Annotated in this window: 18 protein-coding genes; 5 read left to right on the top strand and 13 right to left on the bottom strand. The window is 33.9% G+C overall.

Annotated elements, in window-relative coordinates:
• Positions 1–2: 2 nt before the first annotated feature.
• The 6 genes from ACMGE9_RS08415 to groES all read right to left on the bottom strand — a co-directional run bounded on the left by ACMGE9_RS08415 (position 3) and on the right by groES (position 8,269).
• Positions 3–1,229 carry a restriction endonuclease subunit S gene (locus ACMGE9_RS08415; RefSeq protein ID WP_414042352.1) on the bottom strand — a complete coding sequence of 409 codons (1,227 nt, stop codon included), beginning with the start codon at positions 1,227–1,229 and terminating at the stop codon, positions 3–5.
• Complete coding sequence (locus tag ACMGE9_RS08410) at positions 1,222–2,817, bottom strand: type I restriction-modification system subunit M (protein ID WP_414042351.1); 1,596 nt, start codon at positions 2,815–2,817, stop codon at positions 1,222–1,224. Before ACMGE9_RS08410 ends, ACMGE9_RS08415 begins: the two co-directional genes overlap by 8 nt.
• Before the next feature lie 155 nt (positions 2,818–2,972).
• On the bottom strand, positions 2,973–4,658 hold the full coding sequence (locus tag ACMGE9_RS08405) for an SWIM zinc finger family protein (RefSeq protein ID WP_414042350.1): 1,686 nt from the start codon (positions 4,656–4,658) through the stop codon (positions 2,973–2,975).
• Between the two features lie 173 nt (positions 4,659–4,831).
• Positions 4,832–6,058: a DUF5780 domain-containing protein gene (locus tag ACMGE9_RS08400; RefSeq protein ID WP_414042349.1), complete on the bottom strand. Its 1,227-nt coding sequence runs from the start codon at positions 6,056–6,058 to the stop codon at positions 4,832–4,834.
• A 225-nt stretch (positions 6,059–6,283) separates the two neighbouring features.
• Complete coding sequence (gene groL, locus ACMGE9_RS08395) at positions 6,284–7,909, bottom strand: chaperonin GroEL (protein ID WP_414042348.1); 1,626 nt, start codon at positions 7,907–7,909, stop codon at positions 6,284–6,286.
• A gap of 72 nt (positions 7,910–7,981) precedes the next feature.
• Entirely contained in the window at positions 7,982–8,269 is a 288-nt protein-coding gene (gene groES, locus ACMGE9_RS08390) for a co-chaperone GroES (RefSeq protein WP_414042347.1), read from the bottom strand.
• A gap of 218 nt (positions 8,270–8,487) precedes the next feature.
• Between groES and mroQ the strand changes: the two genes are divergently transcribed.
• Positions 8,488–9,255, top strand: a complete 768-nt coding sequence (gene mroQ / locus ACMGE9_RS08385) for an intramembrane glutamic endopeptidase MroQ (protein ID WP_414042346.1) — start codon at positions 8,488–8,490, stop codon at positions 9,253–9,255.
• A gap of 70 nt (positions 9,256–9,325) precedes the next feature.
• On the opposite strand, the gene ACMGE9_RS08380 is transcribed toward mroQ, so the two are convergent.
• A complete protein-coding gene (locus ACMGE9_RS08380; protein WP_414042345.1) occupies positions 9,326–10,768 on the bottom strand; it encodes a phosphate--AMP phosphotransferase in 1,443 nt (480 codons plus the stop codon).
• Between the two features lie 130 nt (positions 10,769–10,898).
• Here ACMGE9_RS08380 and ACMGE9_RS08375 point away from each other — a divergent pair, with 130 nt between their 5' ends.
• The gene (locus tag ACMGE9_RS08375; RefSeq protein ID WP_414042344.1) at positions 10,899–12,593 is read left to right on the top strand and encodes a M3 family oligoendopeptidase; all 1,695 of its coding nucleotides are present in this window, start codon (positions 10,899–10,901) and stop codon (positions 12,591–12,593) included.
• A 52-nt stretch (positions 12,594–12,645) separates the two neighbouring features.
• On the opposite strand, the gene ACMGE9_RS08370 is transcribed toward ACMGE9_RS08375, so the two are convergent.
• Positions 12,646–13,719: a hypothetical protein gene (locus ACMGE9_RS08370; RefSeq protein ID WP_414042343.1), complete on the bottom strand. Its 1,074-nt coding sequence runs from the start codon at positions 13,717–13,719 to the stop codon at positions 12,646–12,648.
• Positions 13,720–13,937: 218 nt separating this feature from the next.
• Here ACMGE9_RS08370 and ACMGE9_RS08365 point away from each other — a divergent pair, with 218 nt between their 5' ends.
• Complete coding sequence (locus ACMGE9_RS08365) at positions 13,938–14,789, top strand: VOC family protein (protein WP_414042342.1); 852 nt, start codon at positions 13,938–13,940, stop codon at positions 14,787–14,789.
• Between the two features lie 20 nt (positions 14,790–14,809).
• Positions 14,810–15,433, top strand: coding sequence for a nitroreductase family protein (locus ACMGE9_RS08360; protein ID WP_414042341.1), 624 nt, complete (start codon positions 14,810–14,812; stop codon positions 15,431–15,433).
• Between the two features lie 88 nt (positions 15,434–15,521).
• Here ACMGE9_RS08360 and ACMGE9_RS08355 read toward each other — a convergent pair whose 3' ends face one another.
• The 4 genes from ACMGE9_RS08355 to ACMGE9_RS08340 all read right to left on the bottom strand — a co-directional run bounded on the left by ACMGE9_RS08355 (position 15,522) and on the right by ACMGE9_RS08340 (position 19,972).
• A complete protein-coding gene (locus ACMGE9_RS08355; protein ID WP_414042340.1) occupies positions 15,522–16,373 on the bottom strand; it encodes a MurR/RpiR family transcriptional regulator in 852 nt (283 codons plus the stop codon).
• Between the two features lie 144 nt (positions 16,374–16,517).
• Positions 16,518–17,468, bottom strand: coding sequence for a carbohydrate kinase family protein (locus ACMGE9_RS08350; protein ID WP_414042339.1), 951 nt, complete (start codon positions 17,466–17,468; stop codon positions 16,518–16,520).
• Positions 17,465–18,946 (bottom strand): glycoside hydrolase family 32 protein, encoded by a 1,482-nt coding sequence (locus tag ACMGE9_RS08345; protein WP_414044479.1) that lies wholly within the window; start codon positions 18,944–18,946, stop codon positions 17,465–17,467. The genes ACMGE9_RS08350 and ACMGE9_RS08345 overlap by 4 nt, the downstream gene beginning before the upstream one ends.
• A gap of 51 nt (positions 18,947–18,997) precedes the next feature.
• The gene (locus tag ACMGE9_RS08340; protein ID WP_414042338.1) at positions 18,998–19,972 is read right to left on the bottom strand and encodes a LacI family DNA-binding transcriptional regulator; all 975 of its coding nucleotides are present in this window, start codon (positions 19,970–19,972) and stop codon (positions 18,998–19,000) included.
• A gap of 221 nt (positions 19,973–20,193) precedes the next feature.
• Between ACMGE9_RS08340 and ACMGE9_RS08335 the strand changes: the two genes are divergently transcribed.
• On the top strand, positions 20,194–20,964 hold the full coding sequence (locus tag ACMGE9_RS08335) for a nuclease-related domain-containing protein (RefSeq protein WP_414042337.1): 771 nt from the start codon (positions 20,194–20,196) through the stop codon (positions 20,962–20,964).
• A gap of 394 nt (positions 20,965–21,358) precedes the next feature.
• Here the strand turns inward: ACMGE9_RS08335 and tatC are convergent, their stop codons facing one another.
• Positions 21,359–22,114: a twin-arginine translocase subunit TatC gene (gene tatC, locus ACMGE9_RS08330; RefSeq protein WP_414042336.1), complete on the bottom strand. Its 756-nt coding sequence runs from the start codon at positions 22,112–22,114 to the stop codon at positions 21,359–21,361.
• Between the last annotated feature and the right edge of the window lie 53 nt (positions 22,115–22,167).

Raw genomic sequence — 22,167 nt, 5'->3', positions numbered from 1 at the left:
CATTATTCTCCTTTCGGAAATAGTTTTTGAAGAAATGCTTTTTTTATTTGTTGGTAAACATTGATTTCTCTCTTTATATTATTAATATCTCTATCTAAGTCAGTGAAAAATTGTCCAATTTTTATTTGTTCATGTATATCCTTTGGAACTTTAATATTTATTGATAAAAAATCTTTAGCCGTAATATTAAGTAAACCATGATTTCTAGCACCTTCTGCAGATTTTTTTTGAACATCTTTATGCCATAAATCTGTTTCAAAATAATACTTAATAAAATTTGAATCAATATCTTTTATTAATTCAAAAATTATATACAAACTCGATAAAACCCCTTTTTCATAATTATCTAGTCTTTTTACTGTTCCATATGGATAGCCATTAGAATAACTTTTATTGTATGCAAATTCACCATTTTTAATCAATAAATAATTTTCTAATTTTATACTTGCAATTTGTTTGCTAAAATACTCTGTTTGGTCAACTAATCCGTGTAATGCTGATATAGTTAATGGAGTTTTTGACTCTAGATTTTTATTTTTTCGAGTAACTCTACTTGATATAGATTCTAATTTTACAGAATACCAGTCATCTTCATATTCATTCAAACGAATATAAGGATTATTATTATCAACTCTAGGAAATAACATCTGTACGTATGAATTTTTTTTTATTTTTAGTAAATCTAACTCACGCTGAAGAAGGGTGATAGTTTCATTTAATTCTTCGAATAACTTTCCAATTTTTAGTTGTTCATCATAATTTGTTATAAAAAGTTTAACTTTTCCTATTTCATTCTTATTAATTTTTTTTGGAAAGGCAATATGTAATGTTCTTTTCCAAATTTCATTTTGAACTTCATTTGATTGCATTAGAAAATTAATAAAATGAGGACTATTATTACGATTATTCTTCAATAGAGCTAAACTTACATAGTAAGCATATAATTCATCAGTGGAAATAACATTAGTTAATCCAACACTACCAATCCTAGTCATTAATATATCGTCTCTCTCTGGATAGACTTTAAATTCTTTATTGAAGTCTTCTTCACTAATATATTTATTTGTATTAAAGTCAGAAATATTTTCCACTGAAAGAAATTTTATTCCGTTTTCAGTATATTTAGGTGTCTGATGTGTACCATCATATATGTCAACTATATCCCCCAACTCACGCTGTTCCCAAGCGTCAGTAAATCCTTTAAATCTTATGTCAGGTACGTTACTCATTTTTAAACACCTCGAGTGCTGCATCTAACCACGCTTGATCCTCTTCATTCGTCGCAGTTAGCTGCTGAATAGATTCAAATATACTTTTCTCTAAATCTTTTCTTTCCGCTCTAATCTCTTTAATCTCTTTCGCGACAGCTACCATATCTACTGGTTCTTCTTCTTCAAACGTATCTACATACCTTGGTATATTCAGGTTATAATCATTTTCTTTAATTTCATCAAATGATGCTAAATATGCAAATTTATCAATATTTTCTTTGTTTTGATATGCTTCTACAATTTTAGTTACACTTTCTTTCGACAAGAAATTCTGCGCTTTCTTCTTCTCGAATTCCTGACTCGCATCAATAAAGTAAACATCACGATTTGTTCTATTTTTCTTAAGAATAATAACCGTTGTCGGAATTCCTGTACCAAAGAACAAGTTAGCTGGAAGACCAATGATTGCTTCAATTGATCCATCTTCTAATAACTTCTTACGGATTTCACCTTCAGCAGCACCTCTAAATAAGACGCCATGTGGTAATACAATTGCCATCGTTCCAGTTTCTTTTAAGTGATAGAATCCATGTAATAGAAAAGCAAAGTCCGCTTTTGTCTTTGGTGCTAATCGTCCATAACGATTAAATCTTGAATCATCTAAGAATGATTTATCAGATGACCATTTTGCAGAATACGGAGGGTTCATAACAACACTATCGAATGTGTATGGTTCATCTGTCGGCCAGTCACGATCTAAAGTATCGCCGTTTCTAAGTCTCATATCTTCAGCATCTACATTATGTAAGATAAGGTTCATCTTCGCTAAGTTATACGTTGTAGTATTCAGTTCTTGTCCGTGATATTTAATGAGTGTTTTTTCATCTAAGTAGTTTTTAACATTTAGCATCAATGAGCCTGACCCCATTGTTGGATCGAATACTGAGAATATATTTTTATCTTTCTGCCCAATTGTAACGATTTGCGCCATCATATCTGAAACCATATGTGGTGTATAGAATTCTCCTGCTTTCTTACCCGCTTCAGATGCAAATTGGCTTATAAGAAACTCATAAGCATCCCCAATAACGTCGCCTTCATGACCAAGTAAATCAATGTCGTTTAATTTTTTAATCACTTCTGTAATTGTAATATTGCGTTGCTGAGGATTTGATCCTAACTTATTTGAATTTAAATCTACATCATCAAATAGACCATTAAATTGAATATATGAACTTGATAATTGTACAAATGCTTTTTTCAAATCATCAATTTGAAATACATTCTGTTTTGCTTTATCCGTTAACGTGTTAAATAGAAATTCAGGTTCAATTTCATACCCTAATGAATCGATTAATGTACTTTTTAAATAATCCTTAGTTTCTGGATCATCAAGCAATGATTGATATAACTCTGTTTGCTTTTCTTTCGTATTATAAACTGCTAAATCTTCATAGTTTAGTTCAACAATTTTTTCTAACAATCTATCTGATAAATATTTATAGAAGATTAATCCTAATAAATAGTTTTTATATTCTGATGCGTCCATCTTACTTCTTAAATTATCTGCAGCACTAAAAAGTGCTTGATTCAATTCTTTCCCCATTTTTAAAGTCACTACTTTCTAATTAGTTAATTAAATTACCTTTTATATTAAATTCTAAATTAAAGATATTATTATGTATATAATTATTTACTTTTATAACTACAATTCAATTCATGTTGCACTTTGAAATAAGAAAAACCAACCCGCAGGTTGGCTTATCTCTTCCCCATCACCTTATTCAACTCATCCATCATTGCCGGTCGATTCTTATACAGTAATCGCCACTGTCTTTCCAGTCGCTCTGCAATTTCTTCATCGCCTTGCATTTCCTTAATCTCTTTCAAATAACCCATCAACTCTCTATAACACTTCCTATCACTCGCATCTGCAGCGATTTTGTTTAGGAAACGTTCATACATTCTTAAACTTCTCTTCAAATCATGATAAAACAATGTATCTTTTTCACTTAAAAACCATGAAAAATAAAATTTACCATTCTCAAAACCTTCTAATAATCGATCATACAGTTTTTCTTCCACTAAATATATCGGTAACGTATCATGATCTAGCTTTCTAAATACATATTCTCTTATTTGTTCCCATTCATCTTTAAGATAACTATGTTTTAACTGTTTATACGCTAAATAATTCTTCGGTTGCTCTTTCGTAAGATATTCAAAAAGGAAATATAGATAATCAGGATGCTTTATCTCATCATATACTTCTAACAGTTTCCAACTATATTGATGTTTAACACCTGGATATTTTGACTTTCTACCTTGCTGAATGAGTTCAATCGCATGCTCATACTGTTTATGTGCTAATGCTTGTTCAATCATATATTCAATGACCGGATTGTAATCTTTATAAGGGTTTAGTTGCAGCATCATTTCTTTATTTGATACGCTTTGTAATTGCAATACTTCAATCAGTCGCTTCAAATTCATTTCTATCATATATTCTCTGATATCTGATTGCTTTAACATCTGATGCAACTTTTCAGCTTTATGCGTTAAAAACGGTTCTTCTTTAAAGTTATCATAGATAATATCCTCAAATACATCTGTAACAACGTCAGTCGGTATTAAAGTTAGCGCTTTATACAGCTTGAAAATTTCTATCTTTTCCTTCATATCCGCATTCAATATAATCTCTTTCACTGCCTCATTGGCATAATAAATTAACTCTGAAAATCCACCAGCAGAGTCATCCACCGAGTATTGTTCAAACTGCATCAATGCATGGTTAATGAGTTTAACTGCCCGAACAGGAAATTGTACAAGCTTTGGTAATTCTTCTTCAATATACGCTATGATTTCTCTAAACAATTCCATCGCAGTACGATAATCAATAAATTCTTGTCTTGCTGCTGACTTATACATCTGATTAATATCTTTTTTATAGTTTTCTAGTAACTTCGGTTTCATACGTTCTGCTTCTCTTGCTACACGTGCAATGTCCATATCTTTAAGGAATTTATTATACAATTTAATATCATTCATGCATATTTCATAAACCCACGAGCGAATATCAACTTCATCTTGATCAACGACTGCTCTGAGTAATAAATCTTCGTCAATTAATGTAGGTTCGAGTGATGACTTATTTTTAGACTTTTTAGCGCGCTTTGCAGGCACTTCACTATTCAGATCTTCAAACATGATCATTGTTGCCGCCATATGTTTACAATAATTATGATCCATCGCATGCGGACAATCACACATCATTGTCATATCATCTGTACCAATATCATTAATCTCAACGTCATATGCTTCATTACCATAAACTGTTGTATCAATTGAATCACTATCAATGTATCTTATTTCCACAACATCCATATCAAAATAATCTTGCCCACGTTCGATGATATGTGACTTAAAGAATTCAGTCCAATGCATCATTTCACCTCATTATTTTTATCCATCAAATGTTTTACTTCAACTTTAAACTCCTGATTATATTATATAAAAGCTTCACTTCAACTTTAAACTTTTTAGTATAAATCTATGAAACAACATATCTTTCCTCATTAAAAAACGACTAATTCTAAATTGAATTAGCCGTCCTTACATCATTAAAACTCCTCTTCTACATACTCATCATCTTCTGTAGCTTCGTATGCATCATCAGAAAACTCGTTTTCTTCTTCTATATATTCATCTTCCGTAAATTCTGTTTCATCATATGATTCTTCTGAATTCTCTTCGTCATAGCTATCATCATAGCTTTCTTCTGATTCCTCTTCGTAATAATCTTTTGTGTCTTCTTCAATTGTTTCTTCTTCTATAAATTCATCTTCACTTTCTTCATAGTTCTCTTCAATAGGCTCAGAATCAGTTTCATAACTATCATCACTGTAATCATATTCCGATTCGTCTATCGCATCTTCATAATCTGTAAAGTCATCTTCCGTATAAAGATTAATATGATCCTCTGACAAATCATAATAGCTATAAATATCGATATCATTTTCCATTTCATAATATTCTAAATAGGCAAAAAAGCCCATAATTTGAAGATATGCAATATACTCTTCTAATGCTTCGCTTGAAATCTCACTTTTCGCTTTAATGTTCTTACTAATTTCATCATATTGATTAGGATCGATATGATTTGCCACATCTGTTTTTACTTTATTTGTTTCTTCTAATGTTGATTTTTTATCTTTAAAAAATATGAATTTCTTCGCACCTTTTATATCTTTCAAACGTTTACCTTCATATACTTTCAAGAAATCTTTATATTTTGGATTCGTCCATTTCTTACCTTCAAAATCCACATAACTGACTACAAACGGTTTAAAGGTATGCACGCCAATTGTACTGTCGATACGGTAACCTTTATCTTCACCGAATGTACCATACGCTTTTATATTTGCAGCATCTGCATTTACTCCTCTAAAGTAACTCTTTCCAAAATCTATATTACCTTTTATTTTTATAGGTAATCCATTTTTATCCCATGCAACAAATCCATATTGGACGTCTTTAATATCTTTATTTGTATTATTTTTAATTGTTGCTTGTAAGTTATCCGGATACAACGCCTTAAATTCATCATGCAACACAATATATTTTGCATCAATTGCATATAAGTCTTGTTTCTTAATCGCACGTTCGAGACTCGCTGCAGTCAGTTCTTCCTTCTTCGGTGCCTCTTTTTCGTCAGACTTTGCTGCAACAGATGTTTCCTCACTACGTATAAAATTTTTCTCACCTTTTACATAGGGTAAAGATAATAATAAAAGTATTCCAAACAAAATGATACTTATAAAAGATGCAAATACAACCTTAATCTTCATAGGTGCCTCCTCAAGCTGTTTTAATTTTTTCTTGTATATTACAAATTATATATTTGATTTACTTGAAATAGAATATTTATTTGCGATGTAATTTTATTTTAAAACAGCGTTAAATATGATATGGATGTTTGATGTATACGGTATCGTTTGATAGATTTTAGAGGTAAAATGCAAAAAGATTCCGGATACTCGAAGTATCCGGAATCTTTTTAAATCTTAATTAAACTACATCATTCCTGGCATTCCGCCCATGCCACCCATGTCTGGCATAGCTGGCGTGTCTTCAGGCATTTCTGCTACAACCGCTTCAGTTGTTAAGAACATCGCTGCTACTGACGCTGCATTTTGTAACGCTGATCTCGTAACTTTCGTAGGATCCACGATACCCGCTTCAATCATGTTAACCCACTCATCAGTTGCTGCATTGTATCCAATACCAGTGTCTGCATGTTTAATCTTCTCAACAATCACTGATCCTTCAAGTCCAGCATTAATCGCAATTTGACGAATTGGTGCTTCTAATGCTTTTAATACAATCTTAATACCAGTCGCAACGTCGCCTGTTGCTTCAATCGCTGCTACTTTATTATAAATTGATACCAATGCTGTTCCTCCACCTGCTACAATTCCTTCTTCAACTGCTGCACGTGTAGAGTTTAATGCATCTTCAATACGTAACTTACGTTCTTTTAATTCAGTTTCAGTCGCAGCACCTACTTTAATCACTGCCACCCCACCTGCTAATTTCGCTAAACGTTCTTGTAATTTTTCTTTATCGAATTCAGATGTTGTTTCTTCAATTTGCGCTTTAATTTGTCCAACACGCGCGTCAATATTTGAAACATCGCCACGTCCTTCAACGATTGTTGTGTCGTCTTTTGTTACATGTACTCTCGCTGCATTACCGAGCATATCTACTGTTGCTTCTTTTAAGTCTAATCCTAAGTCGTCAGTAATCACTTGACCACCTGTAAGAATAGCTAAATCTTCTAACATCGCTTTACGACGGTCACCAAATCCAGGCGCTTTAACAGCAACTGCAGTAAATGTTCCACGTAATCTATTTAATACAATATTAGTTAATGCATCACCATCAACGTCTTCAGCAACGATTAAGATTGGACGTGATGTTTGAACGATTTGCTCTAATAAAGGTAAGACTTCTTGGAATGATGAAATCTTTTTATCTGTGATTAAAATGTACGGATTCTCTAAATCAGCAATCATCTTATCTGAATCAGTGACCATATAAGGTGACGCATATCCACGGTCAAATTGCATACCTTCAACTACTTCTAATTCAGTTTTGAATCCTTTAGATTCTTCAATTGTGATAACACCATCGTTACCTACTTTCTCCATCGCTTCAGAAATAAATTGACCAATTTCTTCATCTGCTGCTGAGATTGCTCCAACTTGTGCAATTTCTTCTTTGCTGCTTACTTCTTTAGAAATAGCAGCTAACTCATAAAGTGCAACAGTAACAGCTTTATCAATCCCTTGACGGATACCTACTGGGTTCGCCCCACTTGTTACGTTCTTTAAACCTTCTTGAATCATCGCTTGAGCAAGTACTGTAGCAGTTGTCGTACCGTCACCAGCAATTTCATTTGTTTTATTTGCTACTTCTGCTACTAATTTTGCACCCATGTTTTCGTATGGATCTTCTAATTCAATTTCTTTTGCGATTGTCACACCGTCATTCGTAATTAATGGTGCTACGAACTTTTTATCTAAAACAACGTTACGACCTTTTGGCCCTAAAGTTACTTTAACAGCGTCAGCTAATTTATCAACACCTGCAAGCATTGAGCGTCTTGCATCTTCTGAAAATTTAATTTCTTTAACCATTATTAATTCCTCCATTGTTTGAATTTTTGATATTATAAATTTTTCTTTTAAATATTTATCTATTAATTAGGATTAATCTTCAATAATCGCGATAATATCTTCTTCTTTTAATACGATATATTTCTCTTCTCCTGCTTTCACTTCAGTACCTCCGAATGGTTCATAAACAACACGGTCTCCTACAGCTACTTGGATATCAATTCTTTCACCATTCTCAAGGATACGGCCTGTGCCAACTGCAATGACTGTACCTTCGTTAGACTTTTCTTTTGCAGAATCTGTTAAAATGATTCCACTTGCAGTAGTTTGTTCTTTTTCTGTTTTTTCGATTACAACACGATTTCCGTATGGTTTTAACACAATAAATTCCTCCTTGAAAAATTTTTGTTTATTATTCCGTTAGCACTCTCAATGTTTAAGTGCTAACCTATTTTTATAATAATCAAAGAAGGTCAAAAATGCAAATATTTTATTTTGATTATTTTATTTTTTTCCCTTGAACCTATAAAGTTTTTATTCGTAAGTATTTAATGTACAATAAAAAGGAAATTGATATTTGAAGGAGAATTAAATTTAAAATGAATCGTATTTGGATCAACATATTCACTGTCTTAATTTACATAGGGTCACAATTGTTTGTCCTCATTCCAAATTCTTATTTCTTAAAACAAGGTATGAGCGAATCAGATGCATTCTTGAAGTCTATTCCTTACTATGTGGGGTCATTTGTAGTCGCATCGATATTGGTTATTCTAATCAATCGAATGATTAGAAACAAAACGCAACTTGAACGTTTACCGAAAGCTGATATGTTAGCAACTATCGGATGGATTATTGGTGGGTTCTTTATTTCATTATTTGCGCAAATGATTTTCGGAATGATTAACACTTTTTTATTAAATCAACCGGTTGAAAGTCAAAATACAAAGAATATCATGGGGATTGCGAAGGAAGCGCCTATTTTTATTATTTTAATAGCAATCGTTGGACCTATCCTAGAAGAATTCGTCTTTAGAAAAGTAATCTTCGGTGAACTTTATGAAGGTATTAAAGGACCACGTTGGTTATCGTTTATTATTGCATTGCTAATTAGTGGATTTATCTTTTCGTGTGCGCATATGGACTTTGATCATACGTTAATTTATATGGGGATGTCCTTAGTATTTAGTGGATTATATGTATTAACGAATCGTATTCTTGTACCTATTGCAGCACATATGGCGATGAATGGTTTCGTCGTTATTATGCAAGTTGTGTTTGCCGATAAAGTTCAAGAAGCACAAGAACAACTGAAAACAACAACAAATATTATTGTCCCAATGGTTAAATCATATTTCAATATGTAATAAAAGAAACACCGAGTAATCGAATTATTCTATAATTCGACGACCCGGTGTTTTCTTATCTATATTCATTTTACCAAAGTTTCTTAACGCCCCATAATCTTTCTTCACATGCCGTAATAATTGTCTTTAATGCTTTAATACGCGCTGCACGTTTATTATTCGCTGGAATAATAACCCATGGTGCATCATCTGTTGAGGTCTTATCAATCATATCTTTACTCGCTTCAAGATACAGATCCCACTTCTCACGATTACGCCAGTCTTCATCAGTAATCTTCCATTGTTTCTCTGGTGTTACTTGTCTTTCCTCAAAACGCTTCAACTGTTCTTCTTTATCTAACACCAAGAAGAACTTAATTACAATTGCACCTTCAATTGACAATGCACGTTCAAACTTATTAATTTCATCATAAGCGCGTTCCCATTCATTAGTTGATGCAAATCCCTCAACACGTTCTACTAATACACGGCCATACCAACTTCTATCGAACATTTCAATATGTCCTGAACGTGGAACATCCGTTGCGAAGCGCCATAAATAATGGTAACTTAATTCCGTTTCTGTTGGTGCACTAATCGCATTCACTTCGTAACCTGTTGGATCTAGACTTTCACGTACACGTTTAATGTTACCACCTTTACCAGCAGCATCCATTCCTTCATAAACAAGCATAAGCGGAATTTTCTTTTCATATAATGCATATTGTAATTCACGAATTCTATTTTGTAATTTTGGTAATAATTCTTTGTATTCTGCTTTTGACATATCATCAGAAGTATCATCAAACATATCTGTAGAGAATCCCTCAGAAAATTTTCCATCTACTTTTCTATCTTCTTTTTCTTTTTTCTTTTCTTTTAATGCTTTTTCTAACCGTTTGATAATCGTTTCATACATTTCATTTGTCGCTTTACCACGTTCAGTATAATCAATGTGTGTCCATGGTGAAATTTCTTCTGTCGCTTTCATTAAATCAATCATACCGTCTTTATACGCTTTCGTTGGAATTCCAGTTTCGTACTCTTGCGCTTTCCAACGTGTCAATGGATTCTTCTTCGTTTCTTTTATATGTTCAAGACGTTTCTGTTCATTAACTGATAAATAAAATTTAATAATGATATAACCATCTTCTTGAAGCATCGATTCAAATCCCACGATTTCTTGTGTTAGTAAATCATAATCTTTAATGATATCTTTTTTGTATTCATGAACTTCGAAGTCTAACTTCTGCGCATACCAACTTCTGAAGAATAATGTTACGCCTCCTTTATTCGGAATGTTCTTCCAATACGGATATAAAAATGGATAACGTAATAATTCTGAATCTGGTCGTTGTGTTGCAAAGAAGTTCGTATATTTCGCATCTAACGTTAATAATAATTCATTAGATAATCTTGATTTTCCTGAAGCTGGGATTCCTTCAAATACTACCATCACCGGGATACCTGCTTCGTGAGTCTGTCTCACAAGTTCTGCTGTTTTTAATGCTAAAGCTTCATCAATTTTTGTCATGTCCATCCCCCTAATCTCATGCCTTAATTATACCATTTTAACTAAAATAAATATATTTCTTAACCAGCAGAATTAGAGTATTATAAGAATAGTAAGAAAAATTAGACAATAGAGAATGGGGAAAAATTTCATGACGACTTTTAATGATTATAAATATGTAAGACCCGACCTAAACGATGCAAAAACACAGTTTGATGTACTGTTTACAGCATTTGATAATGCCCAATCAGTTGAAGAACAAATTAAAGTTATTGATGATATTAATGTACTCCGTAATAAAATTGATTCAATGTCGAACTTAGCTTATATTCGCGCATCAATCAACACAAAAGACGAGTTCTACGAACAAGAACGTGATTTCTTCGATGAGAATAATGGTGAAATTGTTTATTTTGAATCACTTTATTTCAATGCATTAAACAGAAGCCAATTTAAAGCAGAATTAAAAGAAGTCTACGGAGAACAGTTATTTGATTTAGCTGAGCTTTACGTAAAACAATTCGATGAGTCAATTAAAGAGTTGCTGAATACAGAGAATAAAATCGCCTCAGAATATTCTAAGCTAGTCGCTTCTGCTGAGATTGAATACAAAGGAGATATGTATACTTTTGCTCAAATGGGTAAATTCATGGAATCAAGTGAACGTGAGGAACGTAAATCTGCGACACTTGCAATACAAAACTACCGAGCAGGTTTAATGAACCAGTATGATGATATCTATGATCGACTAGTAAAAGTACGTCATGAAATTGCAACAACTCTCGGTTTTGACAACTTTATTGAACTTGGATACGTACGTATGCGTCGTGTAGACTATACTCCTGATATGGTTAAGACTTACCGTGATCAAATTGCTAAATATGTCGTACCTGTTGCTCAAAAATTATATAGCGCACAAGCGGAACGTATTGGTATAGACAATTTAAAAATTTATGACGAACCCATTCTTTTCACTAATGGTAATGAACTACCAAAAGACGATGCGCATACCATTTTAGAAAATGGTCGACAAATGTATAAAGAACTTAGTGCAGAAACAGACGCGTTCTATTCATTCATGATGGATCGTGAATTATTTGATGTTGAAGCCAAAAAGGGAAAACAAGCTGGAGGTTACTGTACATTTATCGATGATTATAAATCACCATTTATCTTCTCAAACTTTAATGGTACAGATAGCGATATTCGCGTATTAACACACGAAGCAGGTCATGCTTTCCAAGTGTTTCGTTCACGAGGCCATAAAGTCCCGGATTACTTATGGCCAACACACGAATCATGTGAAATTCACTCTATGAGTATGGAATTCTTAACATACAAATGGATGGATTTATTCTTTAATAATGCCGCAAAATTCATATACAAACATTTAGCAGATGCCATTCAATTCTTACCATATGGTGTTGCAGTAGATGAGTTCCAACATATTGTTTATGCTAACCCAGAATTATCACCTGAAGAACGTCGTAAAGCTTGGACATCTTTGGAACAAAAGTATTTACCACATACTGATTATGATGGTATCGAACCTTTAATTCATGGTGCTTTGTGGCATAGACAAGGTCATATCTTCGAATCACCGTTCTATTACATTGACTATACATTAGCACAAGTATGCGCATTCCAATTCTTCAAACGTTCAACAGAAGACTTTGATGCAGCTTGGAAAGATTACTTACATATTTGTGATATTGGTGGGTCATTACCGTTCAACAAAATTGTTGAGGTAGCACAACTTCAATCACCATTTAAAGATGGTACTCTAGAAGAAATTATGAATTTCTTAGAAAAATATTTAGAGAACATCGATACATCAAAATTTTAAGATAAAGAAGAAAAAAAGAATCTTGAGCATTTTTGCTCAAGATTCTTTTATACTATTTTTTACGCATAAGTAACGTTCCAGCAATTAATAGTGCAGTAATATACCCTAAAAGCGACGTTACCTCACCAGTATCAGGTAAGGTTTTAAGCTTATCTTCTTGTGTTTTTGATTCACCTTTTATATTGTCAGATTGTTCTGTTGTTACTTTTTCTTGCTTCTTAGACTCTTTTTTAGTTACTTTTTCATCTTTATTATTACTTATTTCAGAATCAACTGTTTCTTTTAATGATACTTGTTCGTCTTTGTTCTGTGACTTTTCAATTTTGGCTGTGACAAGTTCACTAACGTGTTTGTCTAGTGCAGTATAATATGCCTCACCTTTACTAGGAGAGAACTTACCAGGTTTTTCACTGGATTTCTCACTACCATTTCTATCACTCTTTGTATCTTCAGGTGGTTCGACCGGCGGCGGATTAATAGGCTCTGGTGTCACAGGGTCTGGCTCATTACCAAAATCTCCACCCCCGCCTCCCGCATTTGGTGGTACAGGTATCGGCTGTGAACCTATAGTATCCTCATTGGTTGGAGGTAATTCAGATGTTACCACTGGTTTAACTGGCTTTTGTGGTTGTTCAGTTGTAATAGGTTCAGACGGCGGCGTATTTGGTGTTATCACTGGCTCTTCAACTGTCTTCGGTATTTCAGTCGTCACTGGTGTTTTCGGTTCTACGTTTACAACCGATGTTGATTTTTGTATAGGTTGTACTGATGGTACTGTATTTGTTTTCGTATATTCTTGCTTTGCTGGAACATTAACCGGTTCTTTTTCTGGTTCTTCAGTAGTCTTTACAGATATCTCTTCTGTTGACTTTGAAACGACAACATTCATTTCTTCAGATTGCTTCTCTATTGTAGGTGTTTCATTTGTTCTTTCTTCAGTTGATGGTCTTTCAATAGATTTATAATCAGTCGTTGGTTTATTCATTTCTGTCGATACAATTTCAACAGTGCTTGCTGGCTTAACTGTTGTTTCACTAGCTTCTACCGAGTTAATGTCTAATGCAGATAGACTTAACGATAGAGTGGCAGTCGTTAAAGCAATTGTATGTAGCTTTAATTTACGCATTATACATTCCTCCAAATTTACAATTACTTTCATTATAAAGGACAAGATTATTATTTTCTATCTCATGAGCACTTTGTTACATATATTTAACATTGTATATATAACTGCAACACTTTTTAAAAAAAGTTATAATAAGATTAAATTGATATATTGATTTATCTATCTATGATATAATTAATATATTGAATATAAAAATTATACTTAGGAGTTCTTCAACTATGGAATCTAAATACTTCTCAACTGACACACACGTTGGTGCTGTGCATTTAAACGTTAATTTTATGGACAACAGCTTAAAGTTTTACAATGAAATATTAGGATTGAATGTTTTAGAAGTAAGTAGCGAATACGCAGTACTTGGTACTGCCACACGCCCATTAATATATTTATATCAAACGAATAAAGAACGTGTAAAAAGTGCGGGGTTATTTCATTTTGCGTTATTAGTATCTTCACGAGAGGCATTGGGTAATATCTTTTTCCATCTTATAAAGACTGAATACCCACTTTCTGGAGCAAGTAACCATGATGTTTCAGAAGCTATTTATTTACAGGATCCTGAAGGAAATGGTATTGAAATTTATCGTGATATCCCCTCTTCAGAATGGCAATATCAAGATAACGGCGACATCGTTATGGGAACAAAAGAGATGGATTATAACGGCGTACTTAGTGCGAATAAGAATGAACCATTCCATGGATTAGATTCAAATACGATAATGGGTCATATGCATTTATCTGTAATTGACCTGCAATCATCAATTGCATTCTATGAAGATTTCTTTGGAATGGATATCATGACTAAATACGGTAATGATGCAGCATTCTTATCAGCAGCAGGATATCATCATCACTTAGGTTTAAACACTTGGGACCAACAAACTATGAAACCTGAAATTGATGCACCTGGCTTACGACGTTTCGATATTCATATGCCGAACAGTGAAGACGTTGCATATTTCAAAAAATTATTAAAAGAAAAAGGGTTAGAATTGTTCCAAGACGGGAATTCAGAGGTTATAAAGGATCCAAACGGCATTGGTATTCGATTAATGATTCGTGGTAATTAATATTAAAGGAGGAAGTAAACATGAGTTTATTTAAAAAAGATTTAGCAAAGAGTTTCGAAGAGGCTATAGAAAATAGACGCTCGATTTATCACATTGAACCAAAGTCACCTATTTCAGACGATGATATTGAAGTAATGATTGCAGATATCGTAAAGCACGTCCCTTCTGCATTTAACTCTCAAAGTACACGCATTGTATTATTACTAAATGATGAACATAAAAAATTATGGGACATTACTAAGGATGTATTGAAAGAGAAAATGGGTCCAGATCGTGATTTTAGTGAAACAGAACAAAAAATCAATAGCTTTAAAGCGGGTTATGGTACAGTACTCTATTATATCGATACAAAAGTAACAGAAGGACTTCAAGAAAAATTTGCTGCATATGCAGATAACTTCCCTGTGTGGGCGCAACAATCGAATGCAATGCACCAATTTGCAATTTGGACAGCCTTTGCTAACAAAGGACTTGGCGCATCATTACAACATTACAATGGTGTCATTGATGAAAAAGTTGTTTCAGAATTTGATATTCCAGCGAACTGGGAACTTGTTGCACAAATGCCATTCGGTTCTATCGGTTCTGTAGCAGGACCTAAAGAATTCCAACCTGTAGAAAACAGATTCATTGTAAAAAAGTAAAATAAAATATCAAAAAATCACTGGATTATATTATTAATCCAGTGATTTTTATATTATATTAAACAATAATTATACGATAAAATTAACATCATTGTGCATCTTGGATTACTTTATGTGCATTGTTAACGTTTACTAAACTTTTAATTACTCGGTCACTTTGAATAGAACAAATTCTTAAGAATAATGCATCAATGATTGCAAGTTTTACAATACGTGCTGTCATTGTTCCTACCATCACATCATTCTCTTCTTTCGCCATCGCAAGAGGAATATCAGACATACGTAGGGCCGGTGATGGTACTTTTTGAGTTAATAAAATAATAGTAATATTTTGTTTCTTCGCATACTTCATTACTTCAATAATCTCTTTATTTCTACCTGTAGAAGTAATTACAAATAATATATCATCCGCTTCAAAATTTGCTAACATCGATACGGCAGTATAAGAATCATTTACTAAGTGAACTAACTTATCAATTTGACCAAGTTTTAATTTAAAGTCCTCTCCCAATACATGTGCAATGCCTACACCGAAAATCATCATACGCTTTGCATTAACAATTGCATTTGCTGCGTCGTCAATCAATTTTGGAGATAATATTTTTTCTGTGTTATACAGCGCTTGAATTGAATTATTGAACACTTTTTCTTTTAATTCTTCAACTGAATCAGTAAATTCAATTTTTGAAGGTTTTTTTTCTGTGTCAATCGTATGTAATTCTCTTGCAAGTTCTACTTTAACAACTTTAATGCCAGAGAGTCCTAGGCGCTTGCTGAATCGTACGATAGCAGCTTCACTTGTGCCAGCCATTTTGGCTATCTCTTTAATCGGTAAGTTCACTACTTTTACAGGCTGATCAATCATTAAATCTGCAATACGTTTTTCTACGGGTGTGAATGTGTCATACATTTGTGTAATCTGGCCTAAAACGGAATACATCGCTAATAACCTCCATATTTTCATTAAAAATAAAACAATATCACATAATATTAAATAGAAATTAATACTTATATATATTATATACTATATATTGGGTAAAATTTAAATAAATATTTAAATTTTTATAAAAAAAAACTACAATTTTTAAGAAAATCGTAGCTTTAATTCCTTTAGAGTCGGCAAACTTTCAATTGCACCTTTTCCAGTTGTTGTATACGCACCCACTTTGTTCGCAAAAGACAAAATATCATGTGCATGTTCTTTCAGGTATTCAAGTTGTTGATTGGAGTTTAATAGTTGATAAATAACAGCACCAATAAACGCATCACCTGCTCCAGTAGTATCTTCCACAGTCACGACTTCACCTGGTACATGTACTTTCCCATCTTTGAAATATACTGTTGCACCTTTTGATCCTTCTGTATAAATGATCGCTTCTGTATTTCCTTCAAATAAACTTTGTATCGCAGTTTCTACATCATTAATGCCCGTAATAAATTCTAATTCTTCATCAGAAATTTTTAATATATGTGCTTTTGGCATAAATTCATGTACAGTAGACTTTAATAACACTAAATCCGGCCACAATGGGAATCTTAAATTTGGATCAAAAATAACTAAACCTTTCGCTTCATGGAATTGATTTATCAATACTCTGTGTGTTTCTTTCATCTCTGACGGAATTAAATCAACCGAAGAAAAGTGCATAATATCGGTCGGGTTGATATCCGTTGGTAAGTTTGCAGCTGTTCTTAACATATCAGCAGAAGGATTTCTATAGAATGAAAAATCACGCTCTCCTTCTAGCGTTAAACTTACAAAAGCGAGGGCTGTATTCGCCTCAGTCGTTCTTGAAATATACTGCGTATCTACTCCTGTTTGCTCAAGCGTTTCTATAATTAGGTCACCAAATGCATCCATTCCGAGTTGAGAAATCAAATGTGATTTACCACCTAATTTTGCTACACTGGCTGCAACGTTTGCAGGTGCACCGCCTACTTTCGTTTCAAATGACTTTACTTCTTTTAATTTAACACCTTTAGTCTGTGGGATAAAATCAATCAATGCTTCGCCAATTGCGTATAATGCGTTCATTCATTTGCCCCTCTCAATTCATATTTCGTAAATTTAAAGTATACTTGCCCAGATTCAGTCGATGTTCTAATCCCTTTTGCTTCTGGTGACGAGAAGATACGTGTCGTCATAACTTTCTCTCCGTCATTTAAGAAAATTTCAATTGATGAAGTATCTACGAATATTTGCATTTGTGTTAATGCCTCATCAAGGACGACCGAACGGCTATAACCATCCACACCTTCCGGTAGTAAAGCACTATCGAAACGGTCTAATGTTACACGACGCTCTGCCTTATTATACGTAATCATGGTACTTTCTTTTTTAGACACACGGAGTTCAATATAAAACTCTGTTGAATCATTATCTAGTACATCTACAATCAATTCATATTGTGTTCCTTCGTATGGATGAAGTTTGATGTTCTTCTTTGTAGCATAACCTTCAGCCGTTTCAACTTCACCACGCAAACTTTGTAAAGAAGGTACTGGACGTTGACGTAATTTGTCATCTTCAATAGTAAGGACACGTGGAATCGTTAAGCAATGTGCCCACCCTTCCTTGTCAGTCGGATACCCTGTATCAGGTAATCCCATCCAACCTACTAGTATTCTATTACCGTCTTTGTCAAGTGTCGTTTGTGGTGCATAAAAGTCAAATCCATGATCTAACTCAATAAATTCACCGTGCGTCATTTCGAATGTTGCTTTGTTTAAACTACCAAGTACATATCCAGATTGATATATATTCCAATACTTGTCTTCATATTTATCGATGCCTTGAGGACAGAAAAGTAGCACATCTTTTCCATTTAATTCGAAGTAATCTGGACATTCCCACATATAACCGAAATCAGTATACTCTGTTTTAAGTTCTGAAACAAATGACCATGATTTTAAATCCTCCGATTGATACACGACTATTGTACCTGTTTCATCATATCGTTGTGCACCAATCACAGCATAATAACAATCATTTTCATACCATACTTTTGGATCACGAAAATGATCAGTGAATCCTGCATGCGGTCCATTGATAATCGGTGTTTCATCTTTTGTAATCGTGCCATCTTTGTGCATTGTCGCTACCATTTGGTACGGAATTCGTTCCCAATCTTCAGTCCGATGATTCCCTGTATAAATCAGTTTTAACGTATCTTCTACAACAATACCTGAACCTGAATAAGCACCGTGACTATCGTACTCTGTATCTGGACGAATCGCTACACCTGCGTTTTTAAATGTTGCTAAATCGTCACTTACAGTGTGATACCAGTACTTTAAACCATGGACTGGTCCAAGTGGAAACCATTGATAAAATAAATGATATTGTCCATTGAAATATGCAAATCCATTGGGGTCATTTAATAGTCCTGTTGGTGGTTGAATATGAAAATTTTGTCTGTAGGGTGATGCCGCTGTTTGCTCTAGTAATGCATCGTATGCTACTTTTGGGTATGATTCTAAACTTTGATAACGTTCTTCACGAGTCCATTCAATCATTTTTACGCTCCTTTTTTGGTACCGGTTCCATTTATTCTTAGTGTCATTTTATGCTTGTATCTGATTTTTGTCAACGCTTTCTTTTTCGTCTAATATAAATGTCATTTCTTGTAGGCGAGGTACTTCTTTTTCGTCAATTAATTCAATCATTGATAATGCTGCAAGTTCCCCCGTTTGAAAATATGGAAACCTAATCGTTGTAATCATTGGCGTCACAATCGATGTCGTTTCATACCCACCAAATCCCGTGATAGATAATGCTTGAGGGACATTAATACCTTGTTGTTGTGCAGCTTTTAGTACGCCGAGTGCGATATTATCAGTAGCGCAAATAATAGCTTTATATTGTTTCACTAAATTATAAGCAGCGTCTGTTGCATCTTGTAATTTGAATGTCGTTTCGAACATATCTATCGGCTTTGCATAACCTTGCATCACACCTTGCTTTCTCTTTTTCCCGACTGCAATATCTATTTCAGGCACACCGAGATATGCAATATTGTTGAATTCTAGATTTCTAAAATATTGACCCATTGCAATGCCCGCTTCAAAATCATTTTGTATAATCGAATGAATTTGATCATGCTGCTGTCCTACTAATAGAAATGGTTTTTTAATCGATTTAATAAGTTCAATATGCGCTGTTGTCACTTCTGTTGCAAGCAAAATAATTCCGTCAACCTTACTCTTATGGAATGTTTTTATCGCGCTTAGTTCTAACTCATTTGATAAATCAGTATTCGCGATTAATGTTTGATAATTTTGTTTGCGCAAATATGTTTCAATCCCGAGCAATGTCTCGTTTGAAGCAAATGAATTTAATCGCGGCACAATGACACCAATCATATTAGTGCGTTTCGCTTTTAAACTTTGTGCAAACTGGTTTGGTGCATAACCAGTTTCTTGCACGATTTTATCAATTTTTTGTCTTGTTTTATCGCTGACAGAACCACCATTTAAATACCGTGATACAGTACTTTTGGATACACCAGCAAGGTTTGCAATGTCTAAGATATTATTCATAACGCCATCCCTTTCATATTGCCTTTATTTTAGCATGTTTTAGAAATTCGTGATATAAAGATAGTGTAATGATTTTGAATATATTTATAGGAGAAATGATGAACATCAAGCAACGACAAACCTCGGTTAAAATACTACAGTTACAACACCTCAAAGCACGCAGCAATTTAGATTTATCCGATTATGATTCAGTTTTGTTAGGTTTTTATGGAGAGCAGTTAATGGATCAATCGTTGGACAAGTTAGACTTTGGTGATACGCTAATACTACGAGATATTCGTATATTAGAGGGTAAAGTCGAACGTCAATTTGATACACTGTTGATTATCAATCAGTGCATCTATATTTTGGATGCAAAGTATTATTTGAAAGATACACGATATGAAGAGGGAAAGTTCTATCATGGATATCAAGAGATTGAGCACCCCGATTTGCAAATCGGTCGCTCCGAAAATTTTCTACAGCAATACGTATGGAAACATTTTGGTGTGAATTTTTCAGTCGTGGGTCATTTTGTATTCGTCAATAAAGATGTGACGTTTAGAAATATCGGAAGACATAAAAGATTGTTGAAGATTGGGGATCTTGAAGGATTTTTTCATGAGCTAAAGATATATCCTGTGATGGAAGTCGATTATGACGTCGCGAAAGGATTGGCGAAAGCGCATCGAGATAAATCTATTTATGATCAAGATATTGACTTGAGTAATGTCACTTTTAAGAGCGGCTTGAAATGTCCGAAGTGCGGGACAGTACATGACGTTGAATACGGAACATTAGTCCGCATGCCATGCTGTTGTCAAATTTATAAGTTCGAAGATTTAATGTATGTTGCACTCATAGAATTTTGTTCGATTCATATGGAGAACCGTGTGAAAGTTGGTGAATTTACAAAGTTTCTGACAGGAGGCAGTGGGAGGAATTATAGGATAGCAAGATTTTTAAGAAATAATCTTAAAAGTACAGGAAAACGGGGCGAATATAAGATATAAATTATTACATTTCTTGCCTCACCTCGAAGCGCTCCGGGCATACCGTTACAGTTTGTTCCAGTTCTTGCCCTAACTCAAAGCGCTTCGGGCACTTCGTTACAATTTATTACAGTTCTTGACTCACCTCGAAGGGCTTCGGGCACTTCGTTACAATTTGTTACAGTTCTTGCCCTAACTCGAAACACTTCGGGCACTTCATTACAATTTGTTCCAGTTCTTGACCTAACTCGAAGGGCTTCGGGCACTTCGTGACAATTTGTTCCAGTTATTACCCTAATTATTGCCCTAACTCGAAGCTCTTCGGGCACATCGTTAAAGTTTGTTCCAGTTCTTGCCCTACCAAAAAAAGAATCTCAGCACCAAACAAAAAAACTAACCACTCATCCCAAAGTGGTTAGTTCTCTAGTTCTTGTTCGATTAAGCGTTGCTCGCCTTTTAAGTATTGACGATAACCAATTTTACTAATTTGAATACTCACCTCATAAAGCAAGATCATCGGCATAGCAAACATGAAATAAGTGATTAAATCTGGTGGCGCGATTAATGCGGCCACAACAAACAAGCCAAAATATGCATATTTACGATTTTTCTTCAAAAACATGGGAGTAACAATCCCAAGACGTGTTAAGAACAATAATAATATTGGCAATTGAAATAAGAAACCGAATGGAATCGTGAATCTTAGCATTTCATTGAAATACTCCCGTACGCCAATCATCTGGTTAACGCCCATTTCGCTCGCAAGTCCCAGCGTAAAATAAATTAAATAAGGAAATACATACAAATAACTAAACGCAAGTCCTGCTAAAAATAATAGTAAGCTGATAGGAATATACGAAAGTGTTGCACGTCTTTCTTTCGGATGCAATCCTGGAGAAATAAACGCCCAAACTTGATATAAAATCACTGGCGAAATAATAATTAACGCCATAATCATAATCACAGTAATATAAATCGTTAACGGATCACTAACTTTAAAGTAATGTAATTCAATTTCCTTTGGTACATCGTCTTTCGTCAAGAACTTCGTCACGGGTTTCCCAAAATAAAAACCAACTGCAGTCCCTGCAACTAAACAATATAGTACCACCATTATTCGCTTACGCAGTTCGTCTAAATGCTCTACTACTGTTAAATCATCTTTATTCATTTAAGGAAAGAACCTCCTCATAAAAAAACGGCAAACATTGTCGCCGTTTGAAT

This window comes from Macrococcus animalis (assembly GCF_047425875.1).
GTDB classification, from domain to species: Bacteria; Bacillota; Bacilli; order Staphylococcales; family Staphylococcaceae; genus Macrococcoides; species Macrococcoides animalis.
This window is presented reverse-complemented; position numbering and strand designations above follow the sequence as displayed.